At 66.5% G+C, this 25590-nt stretch carries 24 protein-coding genes; 15 read left to right on the forward strand and 9 right to left on the reverse strand.

The features are described 5' to 3' along the window. Window positions 1–21: 21 nt before the first annotated feature. Together AVE30378_RS07900 and AVE30378_RS07905 are read right to left on the reverse strand one after the other, a co-directional pair. Window positions 22–993: a Bug family tripartite tricarboxylate transporter substrate binding protein gene (locus tag AVE30378_RS07900; RefSeq protein ID WP_129240239.1), complete on the reverse strand. Its 972-nt coding sequence runs from the start codon at window positions 991–993 to the stop codon at window positions 22–24. A gap of 49 nt (window positions 994–1042) precedes the next feature. Then, entirely contained in the window at window positions 1043–2059 is a 1017-nt protein-coding gene (locus tag AVE30378_RS07905) for a cyclase family protein (RefSeq protein ID WP_129240240.1), read from the reverse strand. A gap of 410 nt (window positions 2060–2469) precedes the next feature. Here AVE30378_RS07905 and AVE30378_RS07910 point away from each other — a divergent pair, with 410 nt between their 5' ends. The 4 genes from AVE30378_RS07910 (at window position 2470) to rimO (ending at window position 6130) form a co-directional block, all read left to right on the forward strand. Beyond that, on the forward strand, window positions 2470–3291 hold the full coding sequence (locus AVE30378_RS07910; protein WP_129240242.1) for a type IV toxin-antitoxin system AbiEi family antitoxin domain-containing protein: 822 nt from the start codon (window positions 2470–2472) through the stop codon (window positions 3289–3291). Beyond that, the gene (locus tag AVE30378_RS07915; RefSeq protein WP_129240244.1) at window positions 3275–4231 is read left to right on the forward strand and encodes a nucleotidyl transferase AbiEii/AbiGii toxin family protein; all 957 of its coding nucleotides are present in this window, start codon (window positions 3275–3277) and stop codon (window positions 4229–4231) included. Before AVE30378_RS07910 ends, AVE30378_RS07915 begins: the two co-directional genes overlap by 17 nt. A gap of 124 nt (window positions 4232–4355) precedes the next feature. Continuing rightward, window positions 4356–4613, forward strand: coding sequence for a helix-turn-helix domain-containing protein (locus tag AVE30378_RS07920; RefSeq protein WP_129240246.1), 258 nt, complete (start codon window positions 4356–4358; stop codon window positions 4611–4613). Window positions 4614–4780: 167 nt separating this feature from the next. Then, window positions 4781–6130: a 30S ribosomal protein S12 methylthiotransferase RimO gene (gene rimO / locus AVE30378_RS07925; protein ID WP_422393652.1), complete on the forward strand. Its 1350-nt coding sequence runs from the start codon at window positions 4781–4783 to the stop codon at window positions 6128–6130. Between the two features lie 53 nt (window positions 6131–6183). On the opposite strand, the gene AVE30378_RS07930 is transcribed toward rimO, so the two are convergent. Next, window positions 6184–6744, reverse strand: a complete 561-nt coding sequence (locus tag AVE30378_RS07930) for a ferritin-like domain-containing protein (protein ID WP_129240248.1) — start codon at window positions 6742–6744, stop codon at window positions 6184–6186. A 223-nt stretch (window positions 6745–6967) separates the two neighbouring features. Between AVE30378_RS07930 and AVE30378_RS07935 the strand changes: the two genes are divergently transcribed. From AVE30378_RS07935 to AVE30378_RS07955, 5 genes are read left to right on the forward strand one after another with little or no spacing between them, the layout of a single operon-like run. Continuing rightward, window positions 6968–7555, forward strand: coding sequence for an LOG family protein (locus AVE30378_RS07935; RefSeq protein ID WP_129240250.1), 588 nt, complete (start codon window positions 6968–6970; stop codon window positions 7553–7555). Window positions 7556–7597: 42 nt separating this feature from the next. Beyond that, on the forward strand, window positions 7598–8164 hold the full coding sequence (locus AVE30378_RS07940; RefSeq protein WP_129240252.1) for a hypothetical protein: 567 nt from the start codon (window positions 7598–7600) through the stop codon (window positions 8162–8164). Between the two features lie 38 nt (window positions 8165–8202). Next, complete coding sequence (locus AVE30378_RS07945) at window positions 8203–8829, forward strand: HAD hydrolase-like protein (protein ID WP_129240253.1); 627 nt, start codon at window positions 8203–8205, stop codon at window positions 8827–8829. An 18-nt stretch (window positions 8830–8847) separates the two neighbouring features. Next, window positions 8848–9474: a pyridoxamine 5'-phosphate oxidase family protein gene (locus AVE30378_RS07950; protein ID WP_129240254.1), complete on the forward strand. Its 627-nt coding sequence runs from the start codon at window positions 8848–8850 to the stop codon at window positions 9472–9474. A 21-nt stretch (window positions 9475–9495) separates the two neighbouring features. Then, window positions 9496–10011: a class IV adenylate cyclase gene (locus AVE30378_RS07955; protein WP_129240256.1), complete on the forward strand. Its 516-nt coding sequence runs from the start codon at window positions 9496–9498 to the stop codon at window positions 10009–10011. 22 nt (window positions 10012–10033) lie between these two features. Here the strand turns inward: AVE30378_RS07955 and fmt are convergent, their stop codons facing one another. After that, window positions 10034–10975 carry a methionyl-tRNA formyltransferase gene (gene fmt, locus AVE30378_RS07960; protein ID WP_129240258.1) on the reverse strand — a complete coding sequence of 314 codons (942 nt, stop codon included), beginning with the start codon at window positions 10973–10975 and terminating at the stop codon, window positions 10034–10036. Window positions 10976–11071: 96 nt separating this feature from the next. Then, window positions 11072–11578 (reverse strand): peptide deformylase, encoded by a 507-nt coding sequence (gene def, locus AVE30378_RS07965; RefSeq protein ID WP_129240260.1) that lies wholly within the window; start codon window positions 11576–11578, stop codon window positions 11072–11074. 219 nt (window positions 11579–11797) lie between these two features. Between def and dprA the strand changes: the two genes are divergently transcribed. The 3 genes from dprA to AVE30378_RS07980 all read left to right on the forward strand — a co-directional run bounded on the left by dprA (window position 11798) and on the right by AVE30378_RS07980 (window position 14463). Further along, on the forward strand, window positions 11798–12901 hold the full coding sequence (gene dprA, locus AVE30378_RS07970; protein WP_129240262.1) for a DNA-processing protein DprA: 1104 nt from the start codon (window positions 11798–11800) through the stop codon (window positions 12899–12901). 69 nt (window positions 12902–12970) lie between these two features. Further along, window positions 12971–13879, forward strand: a complete 909-nt coding sequence (locus AVE30378_RS07975) for a hydroxymethylglutaryl-CoA lyase (protein ID WP_129240264.1) — start codon at window positions 12971–12973, stop codon at window positions 13877–13879. 116 nt (window positions 13880–13995) lie between these two features. After that, entirely contained in the window at window positions 13996–14463 is a 468-nt protein-coding gene (locus tag AVE30378_RS07980; RefSeq protein ID WP_129240266.1) for a hypothetical protein, read from the forward strand. A gap of 241 nt (window positions 14464–14704) precedes the next feature. Here AVE30378_RS07980 and AVE30378_RS07985 read toward each other — a convergent pair whose 3' ends face one another. Beyond that, window positions 14705–15721, reverse strand: coding sequence for an amino acid ABC transporter substrate-binding protein (locus AVE30378_RS07985; RefSeq protein WP_129240268.1), 1017 nt, complete (start codon window positions 15719–15721; stop codon window positions 14705–14707). 168 nt (window positions 15722–15889) lie between these two features. Then, entirely contained in the window at window positions 15890–17131 is a 1242-nt protein-coding gene (locus AVE30378_RS07990) for an aminotransferase-like domain-containing protein (RefSeq protein WP_129240270.1), read from the reverse strand. A gap of 201 nt (window positions 17132–17332) precedes the next feature. Between AVE30378_RS07990 and AVE30378_RS07995 the strand changes: the two genes are divergently transcribed. After that, the gene (locus AVE30378_RS07995) at window positions 17333–18052 is read left to right on the forward strand and encodes a YggS family pyridoxal phosphate-dependent enzyme (protein WP_129240272.1); all 720 of its coding nucleotides are present in this window, start codon (window positions 17333–17335) and stop codon (window positions 18050–18052) included. A gap of 157 nt (window positions 18053–18209) precedes the next feature. Beyond that, window positions 18210–19178, forward strand: coding sequence for a Bug family tripartite tricarboxylate transporter substrate binding protein (locus tag AVE30378_RS08000; protein WP_129240274.1), 969 nt, complete (start codon window positions 18210–18212; stop codon window positions 19176–19178). A 62-nt stretch (window positions 19179–19240) separates the two neighbouring features. Here AVE30378_RS08000 and AVE30378_RS08005 read toward each other — a convergent pair whose 3' ends face one another. Both AVE30378_RS08005 and AVE30378_RS08010 read right to left on the reverse strand, forming a co-directional pair. Then, window positions 19241–23200 carry a DUF3683 domain-containing protein gene (locus tag AVE30378_RS08005; RefSeq protein ID WP_129240276.1) on the reverse strand — a complete coding sequence of 1320 codons (3960 nt, stop codon included), beginning with the start codon at window positions 23198–23200 and terminating at the stop codon, window positions 19241–19243. Between the two features lie 130 nt (window positions 23201–23330). Beyond that, a complete protein-coding gene (locus AVE30378_RS08010; protein WP_129240278.1) occupies window positions 23331–23867 on the reverse strand; it encodes a YqaA family protein in 537 nt (178 codons plus the stop codon). 84 nt (window positions 23868–23951) lie between these two features. Between AVE30378_RS08010 and ilvA the strand changes: the two genes are divergently transcribed. Then, window positions 23952–25460 (forward strand): threonine ammonia-lyase, biosynthetic, encoded by a 1509-nt coding sequence (ilvA, locus tag AVE30378_RS08015; protein ID WP_129240280.1) that lies wholly within the window; start codon window positions 23952–23954, stop codon window positions 25458–25460. The last annotated feature ends 130 nt before the right edge of the window (window positions 25461–25590 follow it).

The following is a 25590-nucleotide window of genomic DNA, read 5'->3' on the forward strand; positions in this document are numbered from 1 at the left end:
GGGCGCCTGCGGTCCCTCCGTTCACTGCACCGGCGGGATCTTCAATTTCTGGATCAGATCGCCCCAGCGCTGGCTTTCGCGCAGGGTGATCTCGCGCAGTTCCTCGGGACTGCTGCTGCGCGGCTGGTTGCCGATCTGCTGCATGGTCTGGACGAATTGCGGCGACGCCGTGATCTTGCGCAATGCGCCATTGAGCCTTTCCACCACCGGCGCCGGCGTGCCGGCCGGGGCAAAGACCGCATACCAGGTCTCTCCGACGATCTCGGGGTAGCCCAGTTCGGCGAACGTGGGCACATCGGGCAGCAGCGGCTGGCGCTGCGGGCTCAACACGGCGAGGGCGCGGTATTGCCCTGCGCGCACATTGGGCACGGCGCTGGTAAGCGCTTCCACGTTGGAATCGACCACGCCGCCTATCATGTCCACGGTGGCCGGCGAAGCGCCCTTGTAGTGCACCTGGGTCACGTCCACGCCCATGCCGGTGGCGGCCAGTTCGCCAAGCAGGTGCACCATGCTGCCCAGCCCGTTGGTGGCATTGTTGATCTTGCCCGGGTGGGCCTTGGCATAGGCGGCGTAATCGGCCACGGTCCGGGCGGGGAAATCTTTCTTCACCACGAAGGCGAACGGGACCGTCGCGATGGCGGAGACCGGCGCGAAGTCATCCAGGGTGTACGGCATCCGCGTCATCAGATGCGGAGTGACGGTGAAGGTGCTGCCGGACGACAGCAGCAAGGTGTAGCCATCCTTGGGCGCGCGGGCCACGAAGGTGGCGCCGATCATGCTGGACGCGCCGGCCTTGTTGTTCACGACAAAGGTCCCGCCCAATTCCTCGCCCAGTTGCATGGCGAGCTGCCGGCCCACCACGTCGCTGGTGCCGCCGGGCGGGAAAGGAATGACGAGCGTCACGGGTTTGTCGGGATAGCCAGGGGCGGCTTGCGCCAGCGGCGCGAGGCTGGCCAGGGCCACGAGGGCCCAGGCCGGAATGCGAACGGACATTGCGGTCTCCGGAAAGAGGCAGTGAAAGCCGGGGCGGCGCCCGGCGGCGCTAGACGGTGGCGACAGGCGTGACGGGCGACCCCACGGCGCCGGGCAGGCGCAGGGGCGGAGCGGTCAACAGGAAGGTGCTGCGCCCATGCTCGCGCAGCCATTCCGCCAGTTCCGCGAAATACCAAAGCTCGCCAAGATGCAGCCCGAGTTTGAAGAGGCAATGCGCATGCAGGGGAAGGCCGGGATAGTGTTCGCCCTTGCCCGGCGTGGCCGGATAGGCCTCCACCGCGAAGTTGTCGGCGCAGATCGCCACGATGCCGGAGTCGGTGATCCATTGCAGCAGGCGTTCGTCGCGGCCGTCGAGCACGGCGCAGGAGCGCGCCAGCACGTCGCCATCCGGCTGCTTGTTCATTTCGAGCACCAGATCGGCGAAACCCGTATAGAGACAGAGAAAATCGCCCGGCAGCACGGTGACGCCCTCCAGCGCCGCCATCAGTTCGTCGTAGCCCACCAGCGCGCGCTCGCGCCCGTAACGGCGTTCAAGATCGACCATCACGCCGCGCCCCTGGACGCCGGCGGTGGCCATGCGCTCGATGCCGATGGCCTTGGCGCCCAGCCCGCTCTTGGCATCGTCCGGGCCGATCACTTCCAGCCCGCCGCGATAGCCGTTGTAGTAGACCTTCTCGGGAAGGCCGTCGCCATTGGCGTCGAACATCTGCCCGACATGGCCGAGCCCGTCCCATTGGGTCGAGTACTGCAGGAACATCAGGACCGCGTCGTCGGAGACGACATCGTTGAAGCAGGGGCAGACTTGCGATAGGCGGTAGTTGTAATTGTGGCCGTCGCCGCGCTTGTCGTACGAAAACTGCGGTTCCCGGCGATGCTGGAACAGCGTATTCCCGCCCGGGTAATCGAGCGGCAGGCTGAGGCAGAACGCCCGGCCCTCCTGGACCTCGCGAAACGCGCGCAAGCGCGTTTGGGGGGTCAGTAGATTCATGCGGCCAATCTGGTCGTCAGGACCGAAATCGCCCCAATTCGATCCCTCTGGGCGCTGCTTCCAACGGGGGGTATCCATATCTTTAGACATCCTTGCCATGGGTTGGTGAGCCTGTGTGTGTCCCCTTCGCGCGGTTGTCTCCTCCGCCGTGGTCACATCTTGGGATCAAACATACTATATGGTATGTATAGAAGTCAATTCAATGAATGATATTGGATTAATGCCCTTTAAAAATAAGGATTTATTTCAGAAAATCGTGGATGAAAATTAAGTACCAATCGGTATCTATTCGGGCGTTTTCATCATATTTGGCCTGCAAACGCGGTCGCGCCGGCCCACGCCCGCAAGGTATTCCGTGTCGCCGGACACGGCTTAGGCTGCGTCCGGTTTGCCTTTTTCGGAAAGTGATCACTAAAAGTGCTCTTTTTTCTTTCCGATCAAACCATCGCCACTTGGCGAAAGTTTATATAAAGTGTATTTTGATCACTATGAATGATCAAAAAAAAGGAAAACTAAACCTCCTGCTGACCGAACTGGGCGACACCAGCTTGGTGTCGAGTCGCTGGCTGCATGCTCACGGCTATTCCAACAGCCTCGTCGCGCGCTATGTGAGCAGCGGCTGGCTGGTGTCGCCCGCACGCGGCGTCTACCTACGCAAGGGTGGGCGCCTGCAATGGGAAGGCGCGGTTCGCAGCCTACAGACCAGGGAGGACCTGCGACTGCACGTGGGAGGCCGCTATGCGCTCAGTCTGCAAGGGCATGAACACTACCTGCGTCTGGGCGAAGCCGGCACGATCACCCTATATGGAGGGAAGAGGCCGCCGGCCTGGCTGGGCAAGCTGCCCTTGGCGCAGCGCTTCGAGTATCTAGGCAAAGGGCCATTCGATTGGCTGCCCGCGTCCTTCGCGGTGGAGAACTCCGAGGCGACATTGTCCGAACGGGGCCTGATGCGGCATCAGGCGGCACCCGGCGCCGATGCCTTGATCTGTTCCACCGCGGAACGGGCCATACTGGAACTGTGCGGCGACGTCTCGGACGCAGCCTTGATTTACGAGGTAGATGCATTGATGCAGGCCATGACCACCCTCCGGCCGCAGCGGGTCGGCCTGTTATTGCGCCATTGCCGCAGCATCAAGGCCAAACGGCTGTTCTTGGCGCTTGCCGAGCGCCATCGGCATGCGTGGCTGCCGCAAGTGCCGATGGATGGCGTCGATCTGGGGCGGGGGAAGCGCGCGCTGGTGCCTGGCGGCCGCCTGCATCCGATCTACCAGATCACCTTGCCAGGAGACCTCGATGAGCACTTGGCTTGACCACTGGGACAGGCGCTACATCGATCGGGTACGGCTGCTGGTCGAAATTCTGCCAGCGCTGGCGCATGAGCCTCGCTTCGCGCTCAAAGGCGGCACGGCGATCAACCTGTTCGAGCACGATCTGCCTCGATTGTCGGTGGACATCGATCTGGCCTGGCTGCCCGCGCACGACTATGCGGAGGACGCAAAGCTCATAGCCGACGCGCTGGGCCGGCTGGCCGATGTGCTGCGCGCCCGGCCTCTGCAACTGCAGGTTCAATTGTCGGCGAGCGAGGGCGCAAGCGCCACACGGCTGGTGGCCAGTCGCGGGCGCGCCCGGGTGCAAATCGAGACGACGCCGGTGATGCGCGGCACAGTGCATCCCGCGCGGAACATGGTGGTACGGCCGAAGGTGGAAGATGCGTTCGGTTTCGCCTCCGCACAAGTGCTGGACTTCGCCGATCTCTATGCTGGCAAGCTGGCTGCGGCATTGTCGAGACAGCACCCTCGCGATCTTTTCGATGTTGGCTTGCTGCTGGAAGACGAACGGGCGGATCAGAGACTCTGGCGGACGTTTCTCGTCTACCTGACTTGCAGCCCCAAGCCCGCCTGCGAAATGCTGGCGCCCCGCATACCCGCAGATTTTGCAGCGACCTTCGATGCGCACTTCAGGGGCATGACGACTGAACCCATCGAAGCTCAAGCCTTGCTGGACATCCATGCGCGACTGTTATCGCGTGTAGCCGGATGGCTGGACGAGCCGTCGTGCGCGTTTCTACGATCCATCGAGGATGAGCGGCCTGACTTCAATCTGATCGGCCTTCCGCGCGCGGCCGAACTGCCCGCCGTGCGGCGCAAGCTGCAAAATCTCGCCCAGCGCACCGGCGCCAAGCGCGCGACGGATCGAATCCTGTTGGAAGAAACGCTGGCGCGGATCGTGGGCGCCAAATCGTTGAGTTGACCAGCCCCTCATTGACCTACGGCAATGCCGTATAATTCAAAATTCGCCTTCGCCGCCATCATGGCGCGACGGCCTGAACCCCCGGGAAGCCACGCACAGGCGCCACCCGACTTTTGAACGAGCCATGAAGAATGCAGCCCCGACGGCGCGCAGCGTACGGTGGCAGGCATCGCATATCAGCGAAGCACGCAGCCGCGTGGGCCTGCCGCAGACGGATTTCGCTGAACTGCTGGGCGTAAGCGTGCGCACTCTGCAAGATTGGGAACAAGGACGGCGCAACCCCTCGGGCGCGGCGAAGACCCTGCTGCAGGTGGCAATGCTGCACCCAGAGACCCTGCGAGAGCTGCGCCCGTGGCGCGCCAGCGAGCACGCCGAATCCTGAAGCCCGCCGCCCCGGCATCGCCCGACACGAACAACACATCCGCCGCGCGACACGTTCGCCGCGCGGTTTTTTGGTGAACGACATTGGAAATCCTCGAAACCTCCCGGCCCGGCAAGGGCCCCGGCAAGGCCACCGGCGCTGACGCGAACGCGTCCGCCGCCTCCACCCTGGCCGACACCATCGCCGCCGCCAACGCCAACGGCCGAACCCCACGCGTGGGGTTCGTTTCCCTGGGCTGTCCGAAAGCCCTGGTCGACTCCGAACGCATCCTGACCCAATTGCGCACCGAAGGATACGAAGTCACGCCCGAATACGATGACGCGGACGTCGTCGTCGTCAACACCTGCGGCTTCATCGACAGCGCCAAGGCGGAGTCGCTGGAAGCCATCGGCGAGGCCCTGGCCGAAAACGGCAAGGTCATCGTCACCGGCTGCATGGGCGTGGAGGAATCGGTGATCCGCAGCGTGCACCCCAGCGTGCTGGCGGTGACCGGCCCGCAGCAATACGAAGAGGTCGTGCGCGCCGTGCACGACGCCGCGCCGCCCAGGAAGGACCACAATCCCTACCTGGACCTGGTGCCGCCGCAAGGCGTGAAGCTCACGCCGCGCCACTACGCCTACCTGAAGATTTCGGAAGGCTGCAACCACCGCTGCAGCTTCTGCATCATCCCGTCCATGCGCGGCGACCTGGTCAGCCGTCCGGTGGGCGACGTATTGAGCGAGGCCGAACGCCTGGTCAAGGCCGGCGTCAAGGAACTGCTGGTGATCTCGCAGGACACCAGCGCCTACGGCGTGGACGTCAAGTACCGCAGCGGCTTCTGGAACGGCCGTCCTGTGAAGACCCGCATGACCGAGCTCTGTACGGCCTTGTCCGAAATGGGCGTGTGGACGCGCCTGCACTACGTCTATCCGTATCCGCACGTGGACGAAGTGATTCCGCTCATGGCCGAGGGCAAGATCCTGCCTTACCTGGACATTCCGTTCCAGCACGCCAGCCCGCGCATCCTGAAGGCCATGAAGCGTCCGGCCTTCGAGGACAAGACCCTGGCCCGCATCAAGCGCTGGCGCGAGATCTGTCCGGACCTGACGATCCGCTCGACCTTCATCGTGGGCTTCCCCGGCGAGACCGAGGAAGACTTCCAGTACCTGCTGGACTGGATGCAGGAAGCGCAACTGGACCGCGTGGGCTGTTTCCAGTATTCGCCGGTGGAAGGCGCGCCCGCGAACCTGCTGGACAACCCGGTGCCGGACGAGGTCAAGCAGGAGCGCTGGGAGCGCTTCATGGAATTGCAGCAATCCATCTCGGCCGCGCGCCTCGCACGGAAGGTCGGCCGCGAGATCGACGTGCTGATCGACGAAGTGGACGAAGACGGCGCCGTGGGCCGCAGCGCCGGCGACGCGCCCGAGATCGACGGCTGCGTCTACGTCAGCTCGGACAAGCCGCTGAAGGCCGGCGACATGGTGCGCGCGCGCGTCACCGAGTCCGACGAATACGACCTCTGGGCCGACGCGGTCTGAATTCGCCCGCGGGGCTCAGGCTTCCAGCAGCTTCAGCCCCGCCACGCCGCCCGCTAGCGGCGGGCCAGGAAGTCCGACATATCGTCGGCGTGCTCCTCTTCCACGGCCAGTATCTCTTCCAGCAAACGACGCGTGGTGGAGTCCTGCTCGCCGACGTAGTCGATCATCTGCCGATAGCTGTCGATGGCGATGCGCTCGGCGATTAGGTTTTCCCGGATCATCTCCTCCAGCGATCCGCCTTCGACGTACTCGGAATGGCTGCGATCGAGCAAGCCCTTGGGAGACAGGTCGGGTTCGCCGCCCAGTTGCACGATGCGCTCCGACAGCCGGTCCGCGTGCTCCTGTTCCTGCGCGGCATGTTCGGCGAATTCCGCCGCCACGGGCTCGGCGTTCAAGCCCCGGGCCATGAAGTAGTGGCGCTTGTAGCGCAGCACACAGACGATCTCGGTGGCCAGCGCTTCGTTGAGCAGCTTCAGCACGGCCTGCCGGTCCGCGCGATAGGTGCCGGTCACCGCTCCGGATTCGATGTCCTTGCGCGCCTTCGCGCGTATCGCCTTCACGTCCATCTCGAACGGGCGGCTCGCCTGCGTTTGGGTACGGGTTGCTTGTTCCATATCGTGGCTCCTCTTGGTTGAGTCAAAGCACTGCGACACTGGGCTTCCAGTCGTTCCGAACAACCCAGTCTACCGATCGTGGCGGAACATGCTGTGTCCAAACATTGCCCCCGACCCCCAATACGGCGGCGGCCGAAACCGTTTCCGAACCTTGCGTAAACTATGGGCTTCCCGAAAACCCGTGAAGCAATCTGTAACGGGGAAAAGCCTTACCCGAACGTTTATGACTCTGAAGAATATTTGCGTGTATTGCGGCTCGAACCCCGGCTCCCGTCCGGAGTACATCGAACAGGCCCGCGTGCTGGCCAGGGAACTGGTCCGGCGCGATCTGGGGCTGGTGTACGGCGGCTCGGTGGTCGGCATCATGGGCGTGGTGGCCAATGAAGTGCTGGCCGGCGGCGGACGCGTGATCGGCGTGATCCCGGAACTGCTGTTGAAGAAAGAACATGCGCACCGCGGCCTGACCGAACTGCACCTGGTGCAGGACATGCACGAGCGCAAGGCCATGATGATCGAAAAGGCCGACGGCTTCATCGCGCTGCCCGGCGGCGCCGGCACGCTGGAAGAGTTCTTCGAAGTCTGGACCTGGGCGCAGTTGAACATGCACCAGAAGCCCTGCGGACTGCTGAACATCGCGGGCTACTACGATGCGCTGGTCCAGTTCGTGGATCACGCCGTCGAAGAAGAATTCATCCGCCCCCAGCATCGCGACATGCTGGTGGTGGAAGACGACCCCGCCCTGCTGCTGGATCGCTACGCCATCTACGAGCCGCCCAACGTCTCGAAGTGGTTCGATCCGGTCAAGGCCTGACGCGGCCCGCCCCCGAGAAGCCTCTTAACGGAAGCCCTTGCGATGTCCATCGAAGCATTGCCCCCCTCCAGCACCGAATCCGTACTGCGCGACTATTTCCACGCCAAGGACGAGAACCGCCCGCACTACATGGCGCGCGCGTTCGCGCCCGACGCGGTGCTGAAGATGGCCCTGCGCACGCAAGCCATCGCCTTCCCTCCCGAATCGCACGGCCTGGCCGCCATCGCCGATACGCTCGTGCGCAAGTTCGGCCAGACTTACGAAAACGTCTACACGTTCTACCTGTCGCGGCCCGAGCCCGGCGTCCGCCTGCCCGGCTACCGGTGCGACTGGATCGTCGGCATGACCGAAAAAGCCACGGGCAACGTGCGCGTGGGCTGCGGACGGTACGACTGGGAATTCCAGGAAGCGCCCTATCGCGCCTCCAGTCTGGTCATCACCATCGAAACCATGGTGAGCCTGCCGGCGGCGGACGCGGAAGCGGTCTTCGGCTGGCTACTGGCACTGGACTACCCCTGGACGAACGCCGCCCGCGTCGTGGCCACCGCGCCGCCGCTTGAAGCCCTGGCGCCGGTCGTGCACTATCTGCTCCATCCCAACGGCGTCTAGCCTCGACGCCGGCGCCGGCCGAGCATTGGATTCCTCACTTGAAATACGACATCGCCGCTTTTGACTTCGACGGAACCTTGGCCGACACCATGCCCTGGTTCAATTCCATCCTGAACACGGTGGCCGACAAATACGGCTTCCGCAAGATCGACGCGGCGGAACGCGATCAGCTCCGGCACCGCGAGGCGTCCGAAATCCTGAAGTTCCTGGGCATCCCGCTCTGGAAGCTGCCGGCGATCATGGCGCACGTGCGCACGCTGATGCAGGACATCGACCCCAGCGTGCGGCTGTTCGACGGCGTCCCCGAGGCGCTGGCGCGGCTGAAGGCGGGCGGGCTGCGCCTGGCCGTGGTCAGCTCGAACTCCATCGAGAACGTGCGGCGCGTGCTGGGTGCGGAAACCGCCGCCCTGTTCGACGACTTCGAATGCGGCACCGACCTGTTCGGCAAATCCGCCAAGATCGACCGCCTGCTCAGGCAGCATGGCACCGCCCCCGAACGCTTCCTGCTGGTGGGCGACGAAATGCGCGACATCGACGCCGCCCGCAAGGCCGGCGTGCGCGTGGGCTCCGTCGCCTGGGGCTACAACCATGTCGAGGCCCTGCGCGGACGCGGCCCCGACGAACTGTTCCTGACTGTCGGCGACCTGCCCTCCACCCTGACCTGAACCCGGAACCCCGCCGCCATGCGCCTCGATCCCGCCCACCTCGTTTCCGACGCCGATGCGCTGCAAGCCTTGTACGGCGCGTCCGGCGAGGCCTCGATCAAGAAGGAAGTGGATCACGTGCATCCGCACTACCGCGCTTTCATCGAAGCCGCGCCGTTCGCGGTATTGGCAACGGCCGGACCCGGCGGGCTGGACGCGTCGCCGCGCGGCGACCCCGCCGGCTTCGTCGTGGTGGAGGATGAAAAAACGCTGCTGCTGCCGGACCGCCGAGGCAACAACCGCATCGACAGCCTGCGCAACGTTCTGGCCGATCCGCACGTCGCGCTGCTGTTCCTGGTGCCCGGCGTGGGCGAAACCCTGCGGGTCAACGGCGCGGCGCGCATCAGCGTGGACCCGGCCCTGCTGGCGCGCTTCGACATGGACGGCAAGCTGCCGCGCTCGGTGCTCGTCGTCGACGTGCATACCGTGTACTTCCAATGCTCGCGCGCGCTGCTGCGCTCGAAGCTGTGGGATCCCCAGACGCAAGTGCCGCGCAGCGCGCTGCCCAGCGTGGGCCGCATCCTGTCGGACCTGACCGCGGGCACTTTCGACGGCGCCACGTACGACCGCGAGCTGCCTGCGCGCGTGGCCGGCACCCTATACTGACACGGTCCGGAGGATCTCTCCATGGCCCGCAATGTCGAAATCAAGGCCCGGGTCGACAGCCTGGACGCCATCGAACCCCTGGCTGCCGCGCTGTCCGGCCGGGAGCCCGTGCCCATCGCCCAGGACGATACCTTCTTCGCCTGCGCCAACGGCCGCCTGAAACTGCGCGCTTTCGCCGACGGCACGGGCGAGCTGATCTTCTATCGCCGCAGCGACGAGGCGGGGCCTAAAGAGAGCTTCTATGTGGTGTCGCGCACGGATTCGCCCGATACCCTGCGCGAGGCGCTCACGCTGGCCTATGGCGCGATCGGCCGCGTCAGGAAGCAGCGGCTGCTGTACCTGGCGGGACGCACCCGCATCCACCTGGACCGGGTCGAAGGCCTGGGCGAATTCCTGGAACTGGAAGTCGTGCTGCGCGACGGCGAAACCGTGGAAGCCGGCATGGAAGAGGCCCGCAGCCTGATGGACGGGCTGGGCGTGGCGCCGGAACGGCTGCTGTCCGGCGCCTACCTGGATCTGCTGGCCCGCAATCCCTGATCCGGTTTGCGGGCTCGGGCCTTCAGGCCGGCTGCCAGCCGCGCGCGAACACGTCCACGGGCTGGCGCTTGCCGCCCGCCTTCTGCAATTCGAGCAGCCGCAGCACGCCCTGGCCGGTGGCGATATCGATCCCCGCGCCATCCGCGCGCAGCACGCTGCCGGGCTCGGCCGTCGCTGCCTCGTCCAGCGCCTGGGCGCGCCAGACTTTCACGGGATCGGGCAAGCCGGGCAGGCGGATACTGGCGCCGGGCACGGGGTTGAAGGCCCGCACGCGTCGCGCCAGCAGCTCGGCGGGCTGGGCGCAGTCCAGCGCGCTCTCGGCCTTGTCGAGCTTGGCCGCGTAGGTCACGCCCGCCTCGGGCTGCCTGCGCGGCGTCAGCCCGCCCTTGGCCAGGGCGTCCAGCGCCTCGACGATGGCTTCGCCGCCCACCTGGGCCAGCGCGTCGTGCAACTGGGCCGCGTTGGTGTCGGCCGCGATCGGCACGACGCGCTCCAGCAGCATGTCGCCGGTATCCAGGCCCTGGTCCATCTGCATGATGGTGACGCCGGTCTGCGCGTCGCCCGCCTCGATGGCGCGCTGGATGGGCGCGGCGCCGCGCCAGCGCGGCAGCAGACTGGCATGGATATTCAGGCACCCCAGGCGCGGCAGGTCCAGCACCCATTGCGGCAGGATCAGGCCGTAGGCCGCCACCACCATCACGTCGGGCGCCACGCGCTCCAGCAGCGCCCGGGCCTGTTCGGCCTCGTCGGGATAGCGGCCGTCCAGGCGCAGGCTGCGCGGCTGGGCGACCTCGATGCCGGCGTCCAGCGCCGCCTGCTTGACGGGGCTGGGCGTCAGCTTCAGCCCCCGTCCCGCCGGACGGTCGGGCTGGGTCATGACCAGGGGGATTTCGTGGCCGGCGGCCCGCAGGGCGTCGAACGCGATACGGGCGAATTCCGGCGTGCCGGCAAAGACTAGGCGCATGGGAATTGGAAAAGAATGAAAGAGGGGCTCAAAGAATCGCGTTTCCGCGCATGCTGATGCCCTGCCCGATTCGGGGCGAAGCGGGTAGGGGGTGGGTCACGCCCTTTCGCGCTCGGCCTTCCTCAGCTTGGTCTTGATGCGGTTCTGCTTCAGGCTGGACAGGTATTCCACGAACACCTTGCCTTCCAGGTGGTCCAGTTCGTGCTGCACGCAGACCGCCAGCAGACCGTCGGCCTCGAACTCGAAGGGCTTGCCGTCGATGTCCAGCGCCTTGCAGCGGATGCGGGACGCGCGCTCGACCTCGTCGTAGATGCCGGGCACGGACAGACAGCCCTCTTCGTAGATCTTGTAGTCGTCGCTGCGCCAGGTGATCTCGGGATTGATCAGGACCAGCAACTGGTTGCTTTCCTCGGACACGTCGATCACGACGACGCGCTCGTGCACGTCGACCTGGGTCGCGGCCAGGCCCACCCCGGGCGCGTCGTACATGGTTTCGGCCATGTCGCGCACCAGTTGGCGGATGCGGTCGTCGACCTCGGCGACCGGCTTGGCCTTTTTGTGCAGGCGCGGGTCCGGGTAGCGGAGAATAGGAAGTAAAGCCATTGAAGGGGAATTGCCAAGTAATGGTGCTAGATAAGAGTTTAATTCATTAGAGTCTTGATTTCTAATAGTTTTCGGCTAATTCCGGGATTGGCCGGATTGCTGCGTCCCCGGTTGTTCCACGGTCTTGCGGCGCCACGATTCGGTCCACCCCGGACGGCGCTCGGCGCCCTTGCATGCGACACTCACGCACCGCCACCGACGCCCTTGCGCGCCCGCTCCATGCCGCTTACGCAATCCCCGTCCGAACTGTCCGCCTGGCTGCGGCTGTCCCTGGAACCGAACGTCGGTTCGGCCACCGCCTGCACGCTGCTCAGCGCGCTCGGCCTGCCCGAACAGATCTACGCGCAGCGCGCCACGGCGCTGTCGCGGCACCTGCCGGAGGCGCTGGCGCGCCAATTGGCGGCCCCCATGCCCGCCGACATGGCGGCCCAGGTCGAGGGCGCGCTGGAATGGGCCGCCGAACCCGGCCGGCGCATCCTGACGCTGGCGGACCCCGCCTATCCCCAAAGCCTGCTGACGATCGCCGATCCGCCCATCCTGCTCTACGTCGCCGGCGACCCCGCCTTCCTGCAAGGTCCATCGCTGGCGGTGGTGGGCGCGCGCAATGCCACGCCCGGCGGCCGCGAGAACGCCCGCGCCTTCGCCCGCCACCTGGCCGCCCATGGCTGGCGCGTGGTCAGCGGGCTGGCCCTGGGCATCGACGGTGCCGCCCACGAAGGCGCGCTGGACGCCGGGCCCGAAGGCGCGGGCACGGTGGCGGTCATGGGCACGGGCATCGACCGCGTCTATCCCGCCCGGCACCGCGAGCTGGCGCACCGTATCGCGGCGCATGGCGCGCTGGTGTCCGAACTGCCCCTGGGCACCGGCGCGCTGCCGCAGCACTTCCCCAAGCGCAACCGCATCGTGGCGGGACTGGCCCGCGGCGTGCTGGTGGTGGAAGCCGCAAGGCAGAGCGGATCGCTCATCACCGCCCGCCTGGCCGGCGAATGCGGGCGCGAAGTCTTCGCCATCCCGGGGTCGATCCATTCGCCCCTGTCGCGCGGATGCCATGCGCTGATCCGCCAGGGCGCGAAGCTGGTGGAGACCGCCAGCGACATCACCGACGAACTCGGCGGCGGCCCGATGCCCGCGCAGCGCACCACCCCCGCCGTGCTGCCGGACCACCCCGTGCTCGACGCGCTGGGCTTCGACCCCCTGCACCTGGATGCGATACAGGCCCGTTGCGGACTGGCCACCGGCGACCTGCAGGCGCAACTGGTGGAACTGGAGCTTCAGGGGCGGATCGCCCGCCTGGACGACGGCCGATACCAGCGCCTGAAGTAGGCGCTAATATTGAGCGATAGCGCCGCAGTCTTGCAGCGCCGCTCATCCCATCCCGGAACAGGAAGAGACATGGCTTTGCCCTCCCGCGTAAAGATCGTCGAGGTGTCGCCTCGCGATGGCCTGCAGAACGAAAAGGAATTCGTGCCCACCGACGTCAAGGTGGAACTGGTCGACCGGCTGAGCGCCGCCGGCTTCCCGAATGTGGAAGCCGCGTCGTTCGTGTCGCCCAAGTGGGTGCCGCAAATGGCCGACGGCGCGGACGTGATGGCCCGCATACAGCGCCGCCCGGGCACGATCTATTCCGTGCTGACGCCCAACATGAAGGGCTTCGAAGGCGCGCTTGCCGCCCGCGCCGACGAGATCGTGATCTTCGGCGCCGCCAGCGAGGCCTTCTCGCAAAAGAACATCAACTGTTCCATCGCGGAATCCATCGCGCGTTTCGAGCCCGTGGTGCAGGCCGCCCGCGAAGCCGGCATCCGAGTGCGCGGCAGCATTAGCTGCGCGCTGGGCTGCCCGTACCAGGGCGAGGTCCCGGTCGAAGCGGTGGCGGACGTGGCGCAGCGCTACCTGGCGATGCAGGTCGATGAAATCGACGTGGCCGACACCATCGGCGTGGGCACGCCCAAGCGCGTGCGCGAAGTGATGGCGGCGGTGACGCGCGTGGTGGATCCGGCGCGCGTATCCGGCCACTTCCACGACACCTACGGCCAGGCGCTGGCCAATATCCTGGCGGCGCTGGAGTCCGGCATTTCCATCTTCCACACTTCCGTCGCCGGCCTGGGAGGCTGCCCGTACGCCAAGGGCGCCACCGGCAACGTCGCGACCGAAGACGTGCTGTACATGCTGCGCGGCCTGGATATCGAGACCGGCGTGGATTTCGACGCCGTGGTCGACATCGGCCAGTGGATGTCTTCCCACCTGAACCGCAAGGGTTCCAGCCGGGCCGGCAACGCCATTGCCGCCAAACGGGCCGCATGAGCTCGCCGGGCCGCCCCAAGAGCGAATACCGGAATGCACAGCATGAAGGTAGTCCAGCAAGCTCGCCGGGCCGCCCCCAGGGCGAATACCGGAGTGCGCGGCACGAAGGTAGCCCAGTGAGCGCGCCCGCCCCCGAAGACCACGCGGCGCTGCTGCGCGCCATCGGCCCCCTGCCCTTGTCGGGCCAGGCATGGCCCGACTGGGTGCGCATCCTGACCTGGGTCGTCCTGGCCGTGCTGGGCGTGCAGGTGGTGACCACCGCCATCCGCGCGCCCTCCCAGCAGCCCTACGATACCCTGCTCATCGCGGCGGTCGCGCTGTGCTTCCTGGGCCTGCTGTTCGTGTCGTGGCACATGCAGACGTCCATCACCACCATCGACGAACGCGGCCTGCGCCAGACCTGGTTCACGCGCCGCGAAGTCGCCTGGGAAGACGTGCGCTACGCGCGCTTCGTGCCCATGGTGTTTTCAAAGCGTTTGGTGGTGTTCACGCACCGCGGGCGGCCGATGATCTTCCAGGGCGGCACGCGGGAATTGCGCGCGGCGTTTTTGAAGATTGCGGAGGTCTATACCTCGGGGGGGTGACATACCCCCTATTCCGCGCAACTCCACGTGTCTGACATACCCTCTATTCCGCGTGTCTGACACCCTTATGGGATGAGCTTACGAACTGGTAGCGGTCTACCCGGGTGTCTGACACCGGCCGTATTTGGACGGTCTCTCAAAGTTGGCCGGTGTCAGACACCCGGGACCATCGCTTCAGCTTGACGGTCACACCATAAGGGTGTCAGACACGCGGAATAGAGGGTATGTCAGACACACGGAGTCATCGTATTGGCAACGCATACATCAACCCCCCCTGCGTCCATTGCGCATTCAATCCGCGCTGGATCTTCAGGGGGCTGCCCTGGCCGACGTTGCGTTCGAAGCTTTCGCCGTAGTTGCCGACCTGCTTGATGATGTTGTAGGCCCATTTCTCATCCAGCCCCAGGTTGGCGCCGCTGCCCGGGGTGACGCCCAGGATGCGCTTGATGTTGGGGTTGGCGCTCTTGGCCTGCTCGTCCACGTTCTTGGACGACACGCCGTACTCTTCGGCCTCGATCATGGCCGACAGCGACCAGCGCACGACGTTCAGCCAGGCATCGTCGCCCTGGCGCACGAAGGGGCCCAGCGGCTCTTTCGAGATGATCTCCGGCAACACGATGTAGTCGTCGGGATTCTGCAGCTTGGAGATGCGGATCGAGGCCAGGCCCGACGCGTCCGTGCTGAAGACGTCGCAACGGCCGGCCGCGAATGCGTTGACCACTTCGTTGAAGGTTTCGATCACGACCGGCTTGTAGCTCACGTTATTGGCGCGCGCCCAGTCGGCCAGCGTGTTCTCGTTGGACGTGCCCGTCTGCAGGCAGATCGTGGCGCCGTTGATTTCCTTGGCGCTCTTCACGCCCAGCGACTTCGGCACCAGGAAGCCCTGGCCGTCGTAGAAATTGATGCCGGCATGGATGAGGCCCAGCGCGGTATCGCGCTGCTGCGTCACGGTGGTGTTGCGGGTCAGCACGTCGACCTCGCCGGACTGCAGCGCGGTGAAGCGCTGCTGCGAATTCAGCGGCACGACCTTGATCTTGTCGGCGTCGCCGAAGACGGCCGCCGCGATGGCGCGGCACAGGTCCACGTCCAGCCCTTGCCACTTGCCCTGGGCGTCGGGCGCGGAAAAACCGGCGAACCCCGTCGTCATGCCGCAAGCCACCGCGCCGCGCTGGCGCACCACGTCCAGCGTGGCCGCCTGCGCGCCCTGCGCCGCCGCCATCAAGAGCGCCGCGCCCATCAACCCTTTTGCAATGTTCATGACCTGTTTCCTGTTCCGCTTCCGGGCGCGGGGACGCGCCGAGGCAAGAAGCTTATAGACATGAAGCGCCCGCGCCAAATAACAAGCGCTTATTTAGGTATGCGCCCGGACGGGCCGGGGCGCATGCGCAAGCATAGCAACCGGGCGGGCGGCGGCGGATGCGCGCCGTCAAGCCGCCAGCGAGATCGACACGGGTTCGTTGGCCTCGCAGGCGTCCAGCGCGCGGCCCAGCCGCTGCATGCCCTGCGCGATCTGGCTTTCGTTCATGGTGGCGAACGACATGCGCATGGCGTGCAGGTCGGCCTGCGCCGGGTCGGCGTAGAACGCCTTGCCCGGCACGTAGACCACTTCGTGTTCGATGGCATAGGGCAGCAGGCGGGTGGCGTCCACGTCGCCCGTCAGGCGCGCCCAGAAGAACATGCCGCCCTCGGGCTTGCGGAACGTGATCCGGCCGTCGAGTTCGCGGGCGAGCGATTCGGCCATCGCGTCGCAACGCAGGCCGTAGGCGGCGCGGATGCGCGGCACGTGCTCGGCGTAGCGGCCGTTGGCCAGGTATTGGGCCACCACTTCCTGGATCCAGGCGGACGATGCCATGTCGTCGGCCGCCTTGGCGCCCACGCAGCGGCGGCGGACCTCGGGCGGCGCGACCAGCCAGCCGATGCGCAGCGCCGGCGCCATGGTCTTGGACATGCTGGCCAGATACACCGCCCAATGGCGGGCCTCGCCTTCGGCCAGGGCCGCGATGGGCGGCACCGCCTCGCCGGCGAAGCGCAGTTCGCTGTAGGGGTCGTCTTCGACGATCAGGAAGCGGTGCTTGACCGCCAGTTCCAGCAGCCGCAGGCGGCGCTGGCGCGTGAGGGTGGCGCCGCAGGGGTTGGAGAACGACGCGACGACGCAGACGATCTTCGGCTTGACCCGGGCGGCCAGTTCGTCCAGCGCGTCCACGTCGATGCCCTCGGGCCCGGACTGCACCGTGTGCACCGTTGCGCCGGTGTAGCGCAGGGCCTGCACGGAATTGGGGAACGCGGGCGATTCGATGATGGCGTGGTCGCCCGGCTGCAGCATGACGCGGCTGAGCAGCGCCAGCGCCTGCTGGGAACCGCCGGTCACGGCCAGTTCGGTATCGGCGTTGCAGGCCAGGCCGCGCTCGGCGGACAGGCGCGCCAGTTCATGGCGCAGGCTGGCCTGCCCGTCGATGTTGGAATACTGCAGGCATGCGCCCAGCCGCGCCATGACCTGCGTCGACGCGATCGTCAGGCCCTCGACGTCGAACAGTTCCTGGGCGGGATACCCGCCCGCCAGCGAAATCGTGCCGGGCCGCAAGGCGTACGGCATCAGCGAGCGGATGGGAGAGGCGGGGGGAGTCAGGAAAGGCGTGGCAAAAGCGTAATCGGGCGCTGCGCTGGACATGGCGGGGGGACTGGAAAAGTGGAGAACCGCGTCGCCCGCAGAGGGGCAGCGCCGGGAGGGCATAGAACATTGAAATATAAACAAATCCCTTCAAATTCTAAGCCTGCCGATTACGCAGGGTCAACGGCGCGGCCGCGCAGTGTGGCGAAACGATCCCCCACAGTCCTACACTATGGGACATCCTGTTCCCAAGAGAGCCGCATGACCGCCGTAGACACCATGGCCGGGCGCCTTGCCCAGATCCAGCAACGCATCGCCGACGCCTGCGCGCGCGCCGGCCGCCCCCCGGAAAGCGTGACGCTGCTGCCCGTCAGCAAGACCTTCGGCATCGAAGCCATCCGCGAGGCCATGGCGCTGGGGCTGACCCGTTTCGGCGAGAACAAGACGCAGGAGATCCGCCAGAAGGCCGCCGCCCTGGCCGGCCAGGGCCTGCAATGGGTGCTGATCGGCCACCTCCAGACCAACAAGGCCCGCGACGCCGCCCGCGACGCGGCCGAAGTGCAATCCCTGGACCGCGTGGAGCTGGCCGAGGCCCTGCACCGCCGCCTGGTCGGCGAAGGCCGCAGCCTGGACGTGCTGGTGCAGGTGAAAACCTCGTCCGAACCCAGCAAGTACGGCATGGCTCCCGCGGACGTGCCCGCCTTCCTGCGCCGGATCGCGGCCGACTTCCCGACCTTGCGGGTGCAGGGCCTGATGACGCTGGCGGTGAACTCGCCGGACCCCGGCGAGGTGCGGGCCTGCTTCCGCGCCCTGCGCGAGCTGCGCGACCGCCTGCGCCAGGAAAACGTGCCCGGGGTATCGCTGGACCGCCTGTCGATGGGGATGAGCGGGGATTTCGAGCTGGCGATCGAGGAAGGCTCGACGGAAGTGCGCATCGGCACGGCCGTATTCGGCGCGCGCAGCTACCCCGATCCGCAGTAATCCGTCTGCCGGAGGGACGAAAAAGGGGCCCGTTTTTCGGGCCCTTTTTGCGCAAGCGCAAGGCATAATGGCGGCGCAAGAAAAAAGCGACGCGGATTTGACGACGCTCAAGGACGAAATCGTCGCGCTTTCGACATCCCGCACGAGGAGACACCCCATGCATAAACCCATGAAGCGCCTGCTGGCGCTTGCCGCCCTGTCCCTGGCCGCCGGCGCGGCCTCCGCCCAAGCCTGGCCCACCCAACCGGTCCGCTGGATCGTCCCCTATCCGGCCGGCGGCGGCACCGACGTGGTGGCGCGCACCGTGGCCAGCGGCCTGGAAAAAGCGCTGGGCCAGACCATCGTGGTCGAGAACCGTCCCGGCGCCGGCACCATCATCGGCGCGACCGCCATCGCGCAGGCCGAACCCTCCGGCTACGTAGTCGGCACCGCCGACTCCGGCACCCTGGCGTTCAACTCGTCGCTGTACGCCAAGCTGTCCTACGACCCGGCCAAGTTCACCTACATCGGCGGCATCGCCAAGTTCCCGCTGCTGCTGGCCGTGAACGTCAATTCGCCGTACAAAACGGTGGACGAGGTGCTCGCGGCCGCCCGGAAGGAACCGGGCAAGCTGACGGCGGCCTCGGCCGGCGCGGGCTCGCCGCACCACCTGGCGCTGGAGCTGTTCAAGCAACGCACGGGCGCCAACCTGCTGCACGTGCCCTACAAGGGCGCCGCGCCCGCCATCCAGGACCTCCTGGGCGGACAGGTCGACCTGATGTTCATCGACCTCGCCTCGGGCCTGCCAAACGTGAAGGCCGGCAAGCTGCGCGTCCTGGCGGCCGCCACGCCCGAGCGCCTGTCGGTGCTGCCGGACACGCCGACCATGGCCGAGCAGGGCGTCGCCAACTTCACCGCCTACGCCTGGCAAGGGCTGGTGGGCCCGGCCGGCTTGCCGGCCGACGTGGTCAAGAAGCTGTCGGCCGACCTGGAGGCCGCTCTCAAGACCCCTGCCGTGTCGCAGAAGATCCTGGACATGGGCGTGATTCCCATGCCGATGCCGGCCCAGGAGTTCAAGGCCTACGCCGACCAGGAGCGCAGCGCCTGGGCGGACGTGATCAAGAAGGCGGGCATCAAGCTGGAATAAGCCCGCCGGCAAGAAAAAGCCGCGGCCATCCGATGATGGCCGCGGCTTTTTTTCGTTGGCGCTCAGACCAGCACGCGCTCGATGCCGCCGGCGTTGGCGCGGCGGACGTATTCCTCCATCCAGCTTTCGCCCAGGATGTGGCGCGCCATCTCGACCACGATGTAGTCCGCCTCCATGCCGGTGTCGCCCTCGTAGCGCGACAGGCCCTGCAGGCACGACGGGCACGAGGTCAGCACCTTCACGTCGCCGGCGAAGCCGTCGCCGCGCAGCGCGGCATCGCCCTTGAGCAGTTCTTCCTGCTTGCGGAAGCGCACCTGCGTGGAGATGTCCGGGCGGCTGACCGCCAGCGTGCCCGACTCGCCGCAGCAGCGGTCGCTCTTGACGGCGTCGTCGCCCACCAGCGAGCGCACGGTCTTCATCGGATCCTGCAGCTTCATGGGCGTGTGGCAGGGGTCGTGGTACATGTAGCGCACGCCCTTGGCGCCTTCGAGCTTGATGCCTTTTTCGAGCAGGTACTCGTGGATGTCGATCAGGCGGCAGCCGGGGAAGATCTTGTCGAACTCGTAGCCCGCGAGCTGGTCGTAGCAGGTGCCGCAGCTAACCACCACCGTCTTGATGTCCAGGTAGTTCAGCGTGTTGGCGACCCGATGGAACAGCACCCGGTTGTCGGTGATGATCTGCTCGGCCTTGTCCGTCATGCCGTTGCCGCGCTGGGGATAGCCGCAGCACAGGTAGCCCGGCGGCAGCACGGTCTGCACGCCCGCGTGCCACAGCATGGCCTGCGTGGCCAGACCCACCTGCGAGAACAGGCGCTCCGAGCCGCAGCCCGGGAAGTAGAACACCGCCTCCGTATCGGCCGTGGTGGCCTTGGGGTCGCGGATGATGGGCACGTAGTTCGCGTCTTCGATGTCCAGCAGCTTGCGCGCGGCCTGCTTGGGCAGCCCGCCCGGCATCTTCTTGTTGACGAAGTGCACCACCTGCTCACGCAGCGGCGGCTTGCCCACCGTGGCCGGCGGCGCGGCCGTCTGTTTCTTCACCAGGCCCGACAGCAGGTCGTGGGCGGCGCGCTGCACCTTGTAGCCCACGCCCACCATCGCCTTGCGGGTGGCGTTGATGGTGGCCGGATCCTTGGCGTTCAGGAAGAACATGGCGCTGGCCGTGCCCGGATTGAACGACTTGCGGCCCATGCGGCGCAGCACGGCGCGCATGTTCATGGACACGTCGCCGAAGTCGATGTCGACCGGACAGGGGTTGTAGCACTTGTGGCAGACCGTGCAGTGGTCGGCCACGTCCTCGAATTCTTCCCAGTGCTTCAGGCTGACGCCGCGGCGGGTCTGCTCTTCGTACAGGAAGGCCTCCACCAACAGCGAGGTGGCCAGGATCTTGTTGCGCGGCGAATACAGCAGGTTCGCGCGCGGCACGTGGGTGGCGCACACGGGCTTGCACTTGCCGCAGCGCAGGCAGTCCTTGATGGATTCCGAGATGGCGCCGATGTCGCTCTGCTGCATGATGAGCGATTCGTGGCCCATCAGGTTGAAGCTGGGCGTCCAGGCGTGGCGCAGGTCGGCGCCGGGCATGAGCTTGCCGGCGTTGAAGTGGCCCTTGGGGTCCACGCGGCGCTTGTAGTCCTGGAACGGCGCCAGTTCGGCCTCGGTCAGGAATTCGTATTTCGTCAGGCCGATGCCGTGTTCGCCGGAGATCACGCCGTCCAGGTCGCGGGCGATCTGCATGATGCGCTCGACGGCCTGGTGGGCCTCTTGCAGCATCTCGTAGTCGTCCGAGTTGACCGGGATGTTGGTGTGCACGTTGCCGTCGCCGGCGTGCATGTGCAGCGCCACGAACACGCGGCTTTTCAGCACGCGGCCATGGATGGCGACCAGCTCGTCGACGATCTTCTTGTAGGCCGCGCCCGAGAACGTGCGCTGCAGGCCGGCCAGCACTTCGGCCTTCCAGGACACGCGGATCGTGCGGTCCTGCACCACGTCGAAGACGCGCGCGCCGGGCTGCGCCGCCAGGCGGTCCGACAACGCGGCCTGCAGCTCGCCCAGGCCCAGTCCGTGCAGCTCGGGCAGGGCCCGCAGCAGCGGCATGTCCAGGTTGTCCAGCAGCCACTGCCAGCGCTTGCGGGCGCCGGCCAGCAGTTCCAGCGCCTGGCGCGTGCGGTCGGCCAGCACTTCGGCGCGGGTGGTTTCGAGGTCAGAATCGTCGGCCTTGCCCACCGGCAGCGGCGTGCACAGGTAGGCGTCCAGCGCCCCCAGCAGCTTGAGCTTGTTGCGGGTCGAAAGCTCGATGTTGATGCGTTCGATGTGATCCGTGTATTCGCCCATGCGGGGCAGCGGGATCACCACGTCTTCGTTGATCTTGAAGGCGTTGGTGTGGCGGGCGATGGCGGCGGTGCGCGAGCGGTCCAGCCAGAACTTCTTGCGCGCCTCGGGGCTGACGGCCACGAAGCCTTCGCCGTGGCGGGTGTTGGCCAGGCGCACGACCTCGCTGGCCGCCGCGGCGACCGCGTCGTCGTCGTCGCCGACGATGTCGCCGATCAGGACCATCTTGGGCAGCACGCCGCGCTTGCTCTTGGTGGCGTAGCCCACCGCGCGCAGGTAGCGTTCGTCCAGGTGTTCCAGGCCCGCCAGGATGGCGCCGCGTTCGCGGCCCTCGCCGTCCAGATAGCCCTTGACCTCGACGATCGACGGGATGGCGTCGCGCGCCTGGCCGAAGAACTCCATACAGACCGTGCGCGTGTGGCGCGGCATGCGGTGCAGCACCCAGCGCGCCGACGTGATCAGGCCGTCGCAGCCTTCCTTCTGGATGCCCGGCAGGCCCGCCAGGAACTTGTCGGTGACGTCCTTGCCCAGGCCTTCCTTGCGGAACACGCGGCCCTGGATCTCCAGCGGCTCGGTCTTCAGCAGGCGTTCGCCCGGCTTGCCGCGGCCGTCGAACCACTTGAGTTCGAAGCGGGCCACCTCCACGTCATGGATCTTGCCCATGTTGTGGTCCAGGCGGGTCACTTCCAGCCAGTTGCCGTTCGGGTCGACCATGCGCCACCAGGCCAGGTTGTCCAGCGCGGTGCCCCACAGCACGGCCTTCTTGCCGCCCGCGTTCATGGCGATGTTGCCGCCCACGCACGAGGCCTCGGCCGAGGTCGGATCGACCGCGAACACGAAGCCCGCGGCCTCGGCCGCTTCGGACACCCGCTTGGTCACCACGCCGGCGCCGGCATGGATGACCGCCACGGGCTCGGAGAGCCCGGGCAAAATACAGGACTCGACCTTGCCGAGCTTGTCGAATTTCTCGGTGTTGATGACCGCCGACTTCCAGGTCAGCGGGATGGCGCCGCCGGTATAGCCGGTGCCGCCGCCGCGCGGGATGATGGTGAGGCCCAGTTCGATACAGGCGGTGACCAGGGCGGCGATCTCGTCTTCCGTGTCCGGCGTCAGCACCACGAAGGGGTATTCCACCCGCCAGTCGGTGGCGTCGGTCACGTGCGATACGCGCGACAGGCCGTCGAACTTGATGTTGTCGCGCGCCGTGATGCGGCCCAGCACCTTCTGCGCCTGTTTGCGCATCATGGCCGTCTGGTCGAATTCGCCCTCGAAGGCGGCAATGGCCGAACGCGCCCGCGCCAGCAGGCCGACGACCTTTTCGTCGCGGTGCGGATCGTGGCCGGCCTCGGCCGGCACGCCGGGTTCGCGGCGGCGGTCGATCTCGGCCAGGCGGTGGTGCAGGGCTTCGATGAGCTGCTTGCGGCGCTTGGGGTTGTCGAGCAGGTCGTCCTGCAGATAGGGATTGCGGCGCACCACCCAGATGTCGCCCAGCACTTCGTACAGCATGCGGGCCGAGCGGCCCGTCCGGCGCTCGCCGCGCAGGTCGGTCAACAGGCTCCAGGCATCGTCGCCCAGCAACCGGCCGACGATCTCGCGATCGGAGAACGAGGTGTAGTTGTAGGGGATTTCGCGCAAGCGCGCGGGTGCTGCGGGCGGCATCGCCCCGTTCAAGATGTGGCTAGCGAGAGGGGCGTTCATGGCTGCAAGAGGGGCCCGTAAAAAACTATTTTATGCCATTGATCGAGTCTGCCCCCGAATACCCCCAGGGACGCGCCCGAAACCGCGGGGAAACCGGCCTTATATGTCCCCGATTAAATCCGTGCCGGCGCTAGATCTGCCCGGGGAAGAACCACAGGAGACTGGCCGTCATGACCAGGTAGCGCAGGAATTTGCCGATGGCCATGTAGAGCACGCAAGGCCAGAACGACAGCCGCAGCCATCCCGCCACGGCGCACAGCGGGTCGCCCACGGCGGGCAGCCACGACAGCAGCAGGGCCGGCGGCCCCATGCGGTGGATCCAGTCGTGGGCCCGTTCGTTCCAGCGCCCGCGCATGCGTCCGCCTTCGGTCGCGTCGGGGTGCGGATGGGGATGTTTTTCCTTCCAGCGCTGGACCGCGCGCTCGGCGCCCAGGCCCATGGCGTAGCTGATGGCTCCGCCCACTGTATTGCCCAGGGTCGCCACCAGGACCGCCGGCCAGAACATGTCCGGGGCCAGCTTGATGTAGCCGAACACGGCCGGCTCGGATCCCATAGGCAGCAGGGTCGCGGACACCAGCGAGACCGTGAAAATCGCGGACAGGCCGACCGAGGGCAGCGCCAGCACCCCCAGCATCCAGTGAACGGCGGATAGCAGACTTTCTTCCATGATGTGGCGCAGTGTAGCCGCGCCCGGGCGGATTTCCCTGCAATAATCTCCCCCACTTTCCCACTCTCGACGCCGCCGCAGTCCATGTCCACCGATTATCTGAAACGCATCCTGACTTCCAAGGTTTATGACGTCGCGGTCGAATCCCCGCTGGAAACGGCGCCCCTGCTGTCGCAGCGGATATCGAACACGATCCTGCTCAAGCGTGAAGATACCCAGGCCGTGTTCAGCTTCAAGCTGCGCGGGGCCTACAACAAGATGGCCAACCTGGCCCCGGCGGCGCTCAACCGCGGCGTCATCGCCGCCTCGGCCGGCAACCATGCCCAGGGCGTGGCGCTGGCGGCCAGCCGGCTGGGCTGCCGCGCCGTCATCGTCATGCCCACCACCAGCCCGCAGGTGAAGATCGACGCGGTCCGCCGCCTGGGCGGCGAGGTGGTCCTGGCCGGCGAGAGCTTCTCCGACGCCTACGCCCACGCGCAGATCCTGGAAAAGAAGGAAAAACTGACCTTCGTCCATCCCTTCGACGATCCCGACGTGATCGCCGGCCAGGGCACGGTGGGGATGGAGATCCTGCGCCAGCATCCCGGGCCGATCGACGCCATTTTCGTCGCCATCGGCGGCGGCGGCCTGATCGCCGGGGTGGCGGCCTACATCAAGCAGCTACGTCCGGAAATCAAGATCATCGGCGTGCAGACGGAGGACTCCGACGCCATGCTGCGCAGCGTGCGCGCGGGCCGCCGCGTGCAGTTGAACGACGTCGGGCTGTTCTCGGACGGCACGGCGGTCAAGATGGTGGGCGCGGAAACCTTCAAGCTCACGCGCCAGTACGTCGACGATTTCGTGGTGGTCAACACCGACGCGATCTGCGCGGCCATCAAGGACGTGTTCCAGGACACGCGCAGCGTGCTGGAGCCCGCGGGCGCGATGGCGGTCGCCGGCGCCAAGCAGTACGCGGCCGAACACAATCTGAAGGGCAAGACGCTGGTGGCCATCGCCTGCGGCGCCAACATGAACTTCGACCGCCTGCGCTTCGTGTCGGAACGCGCGGAAGTCGGCGAAATGCGCGAAGCCATCTTCGCCGTCACCATGCCGGAACAACGCGGCAGCTTCCGCCGCTTCTGCGAACTGGTGGGCGAACGCAGCGTCACCGAATTCAACTACCGCATCTCGGACGCCGACCGCGCGCACGTCTTTGTCGGCATCCAGGTGTCGTCGGCCTCCGAGCCCGACAAGATCGCCGCGAACTTCCGCCGCCACGGCTTCGATACGCTGGACCTGACCCATGACGAAATGGCCAAGACCCACTTGCGCCACATGGTGGGCGGGCATTCGGCGCTGGCGCGCAATGAATTGCTGTACCGGTTCGAGTTCCCGGAACGTCCGGGCGCGCTGATGCGCTTCCTGAACGCGATGAATCCGGACTGGAACATCAGCCTGTTCCATTACCGCAACCAGGGCGCGGACTACGGCCGCATCCTGATCGGCATCCAGGTGCCGCCGGCGGACAAGAAGCAGTTCCGCAATTTCGTGGCGGAACTGGGCTATCCGCACTGGAACGAAACCGACAACCCGGCCTACAAACTGTTCCTGTAGCCTGGGGCCGGCGGCCCCGGAAATGCGAGAGGGCCTCCTTGCGGAGGCCCTTCCCTTTCCTGCTCTAGATACGTCCGGCGGCAACCAGTAGGGGGGGTTCGCTGTCACTCGGCGGCCCACGGAGATAGGC

It is taken from the genome of Achromobacter veterisilvae (assembly GCF_900496975.1).
Classification (GTDB): domain Bacteria; phylum Pseudomonadota; class Gammaproteobacteria; order Burkholderiales; family Burkholderiaceae_B; genus Achromobacter; species Achromobacter veterisilvae.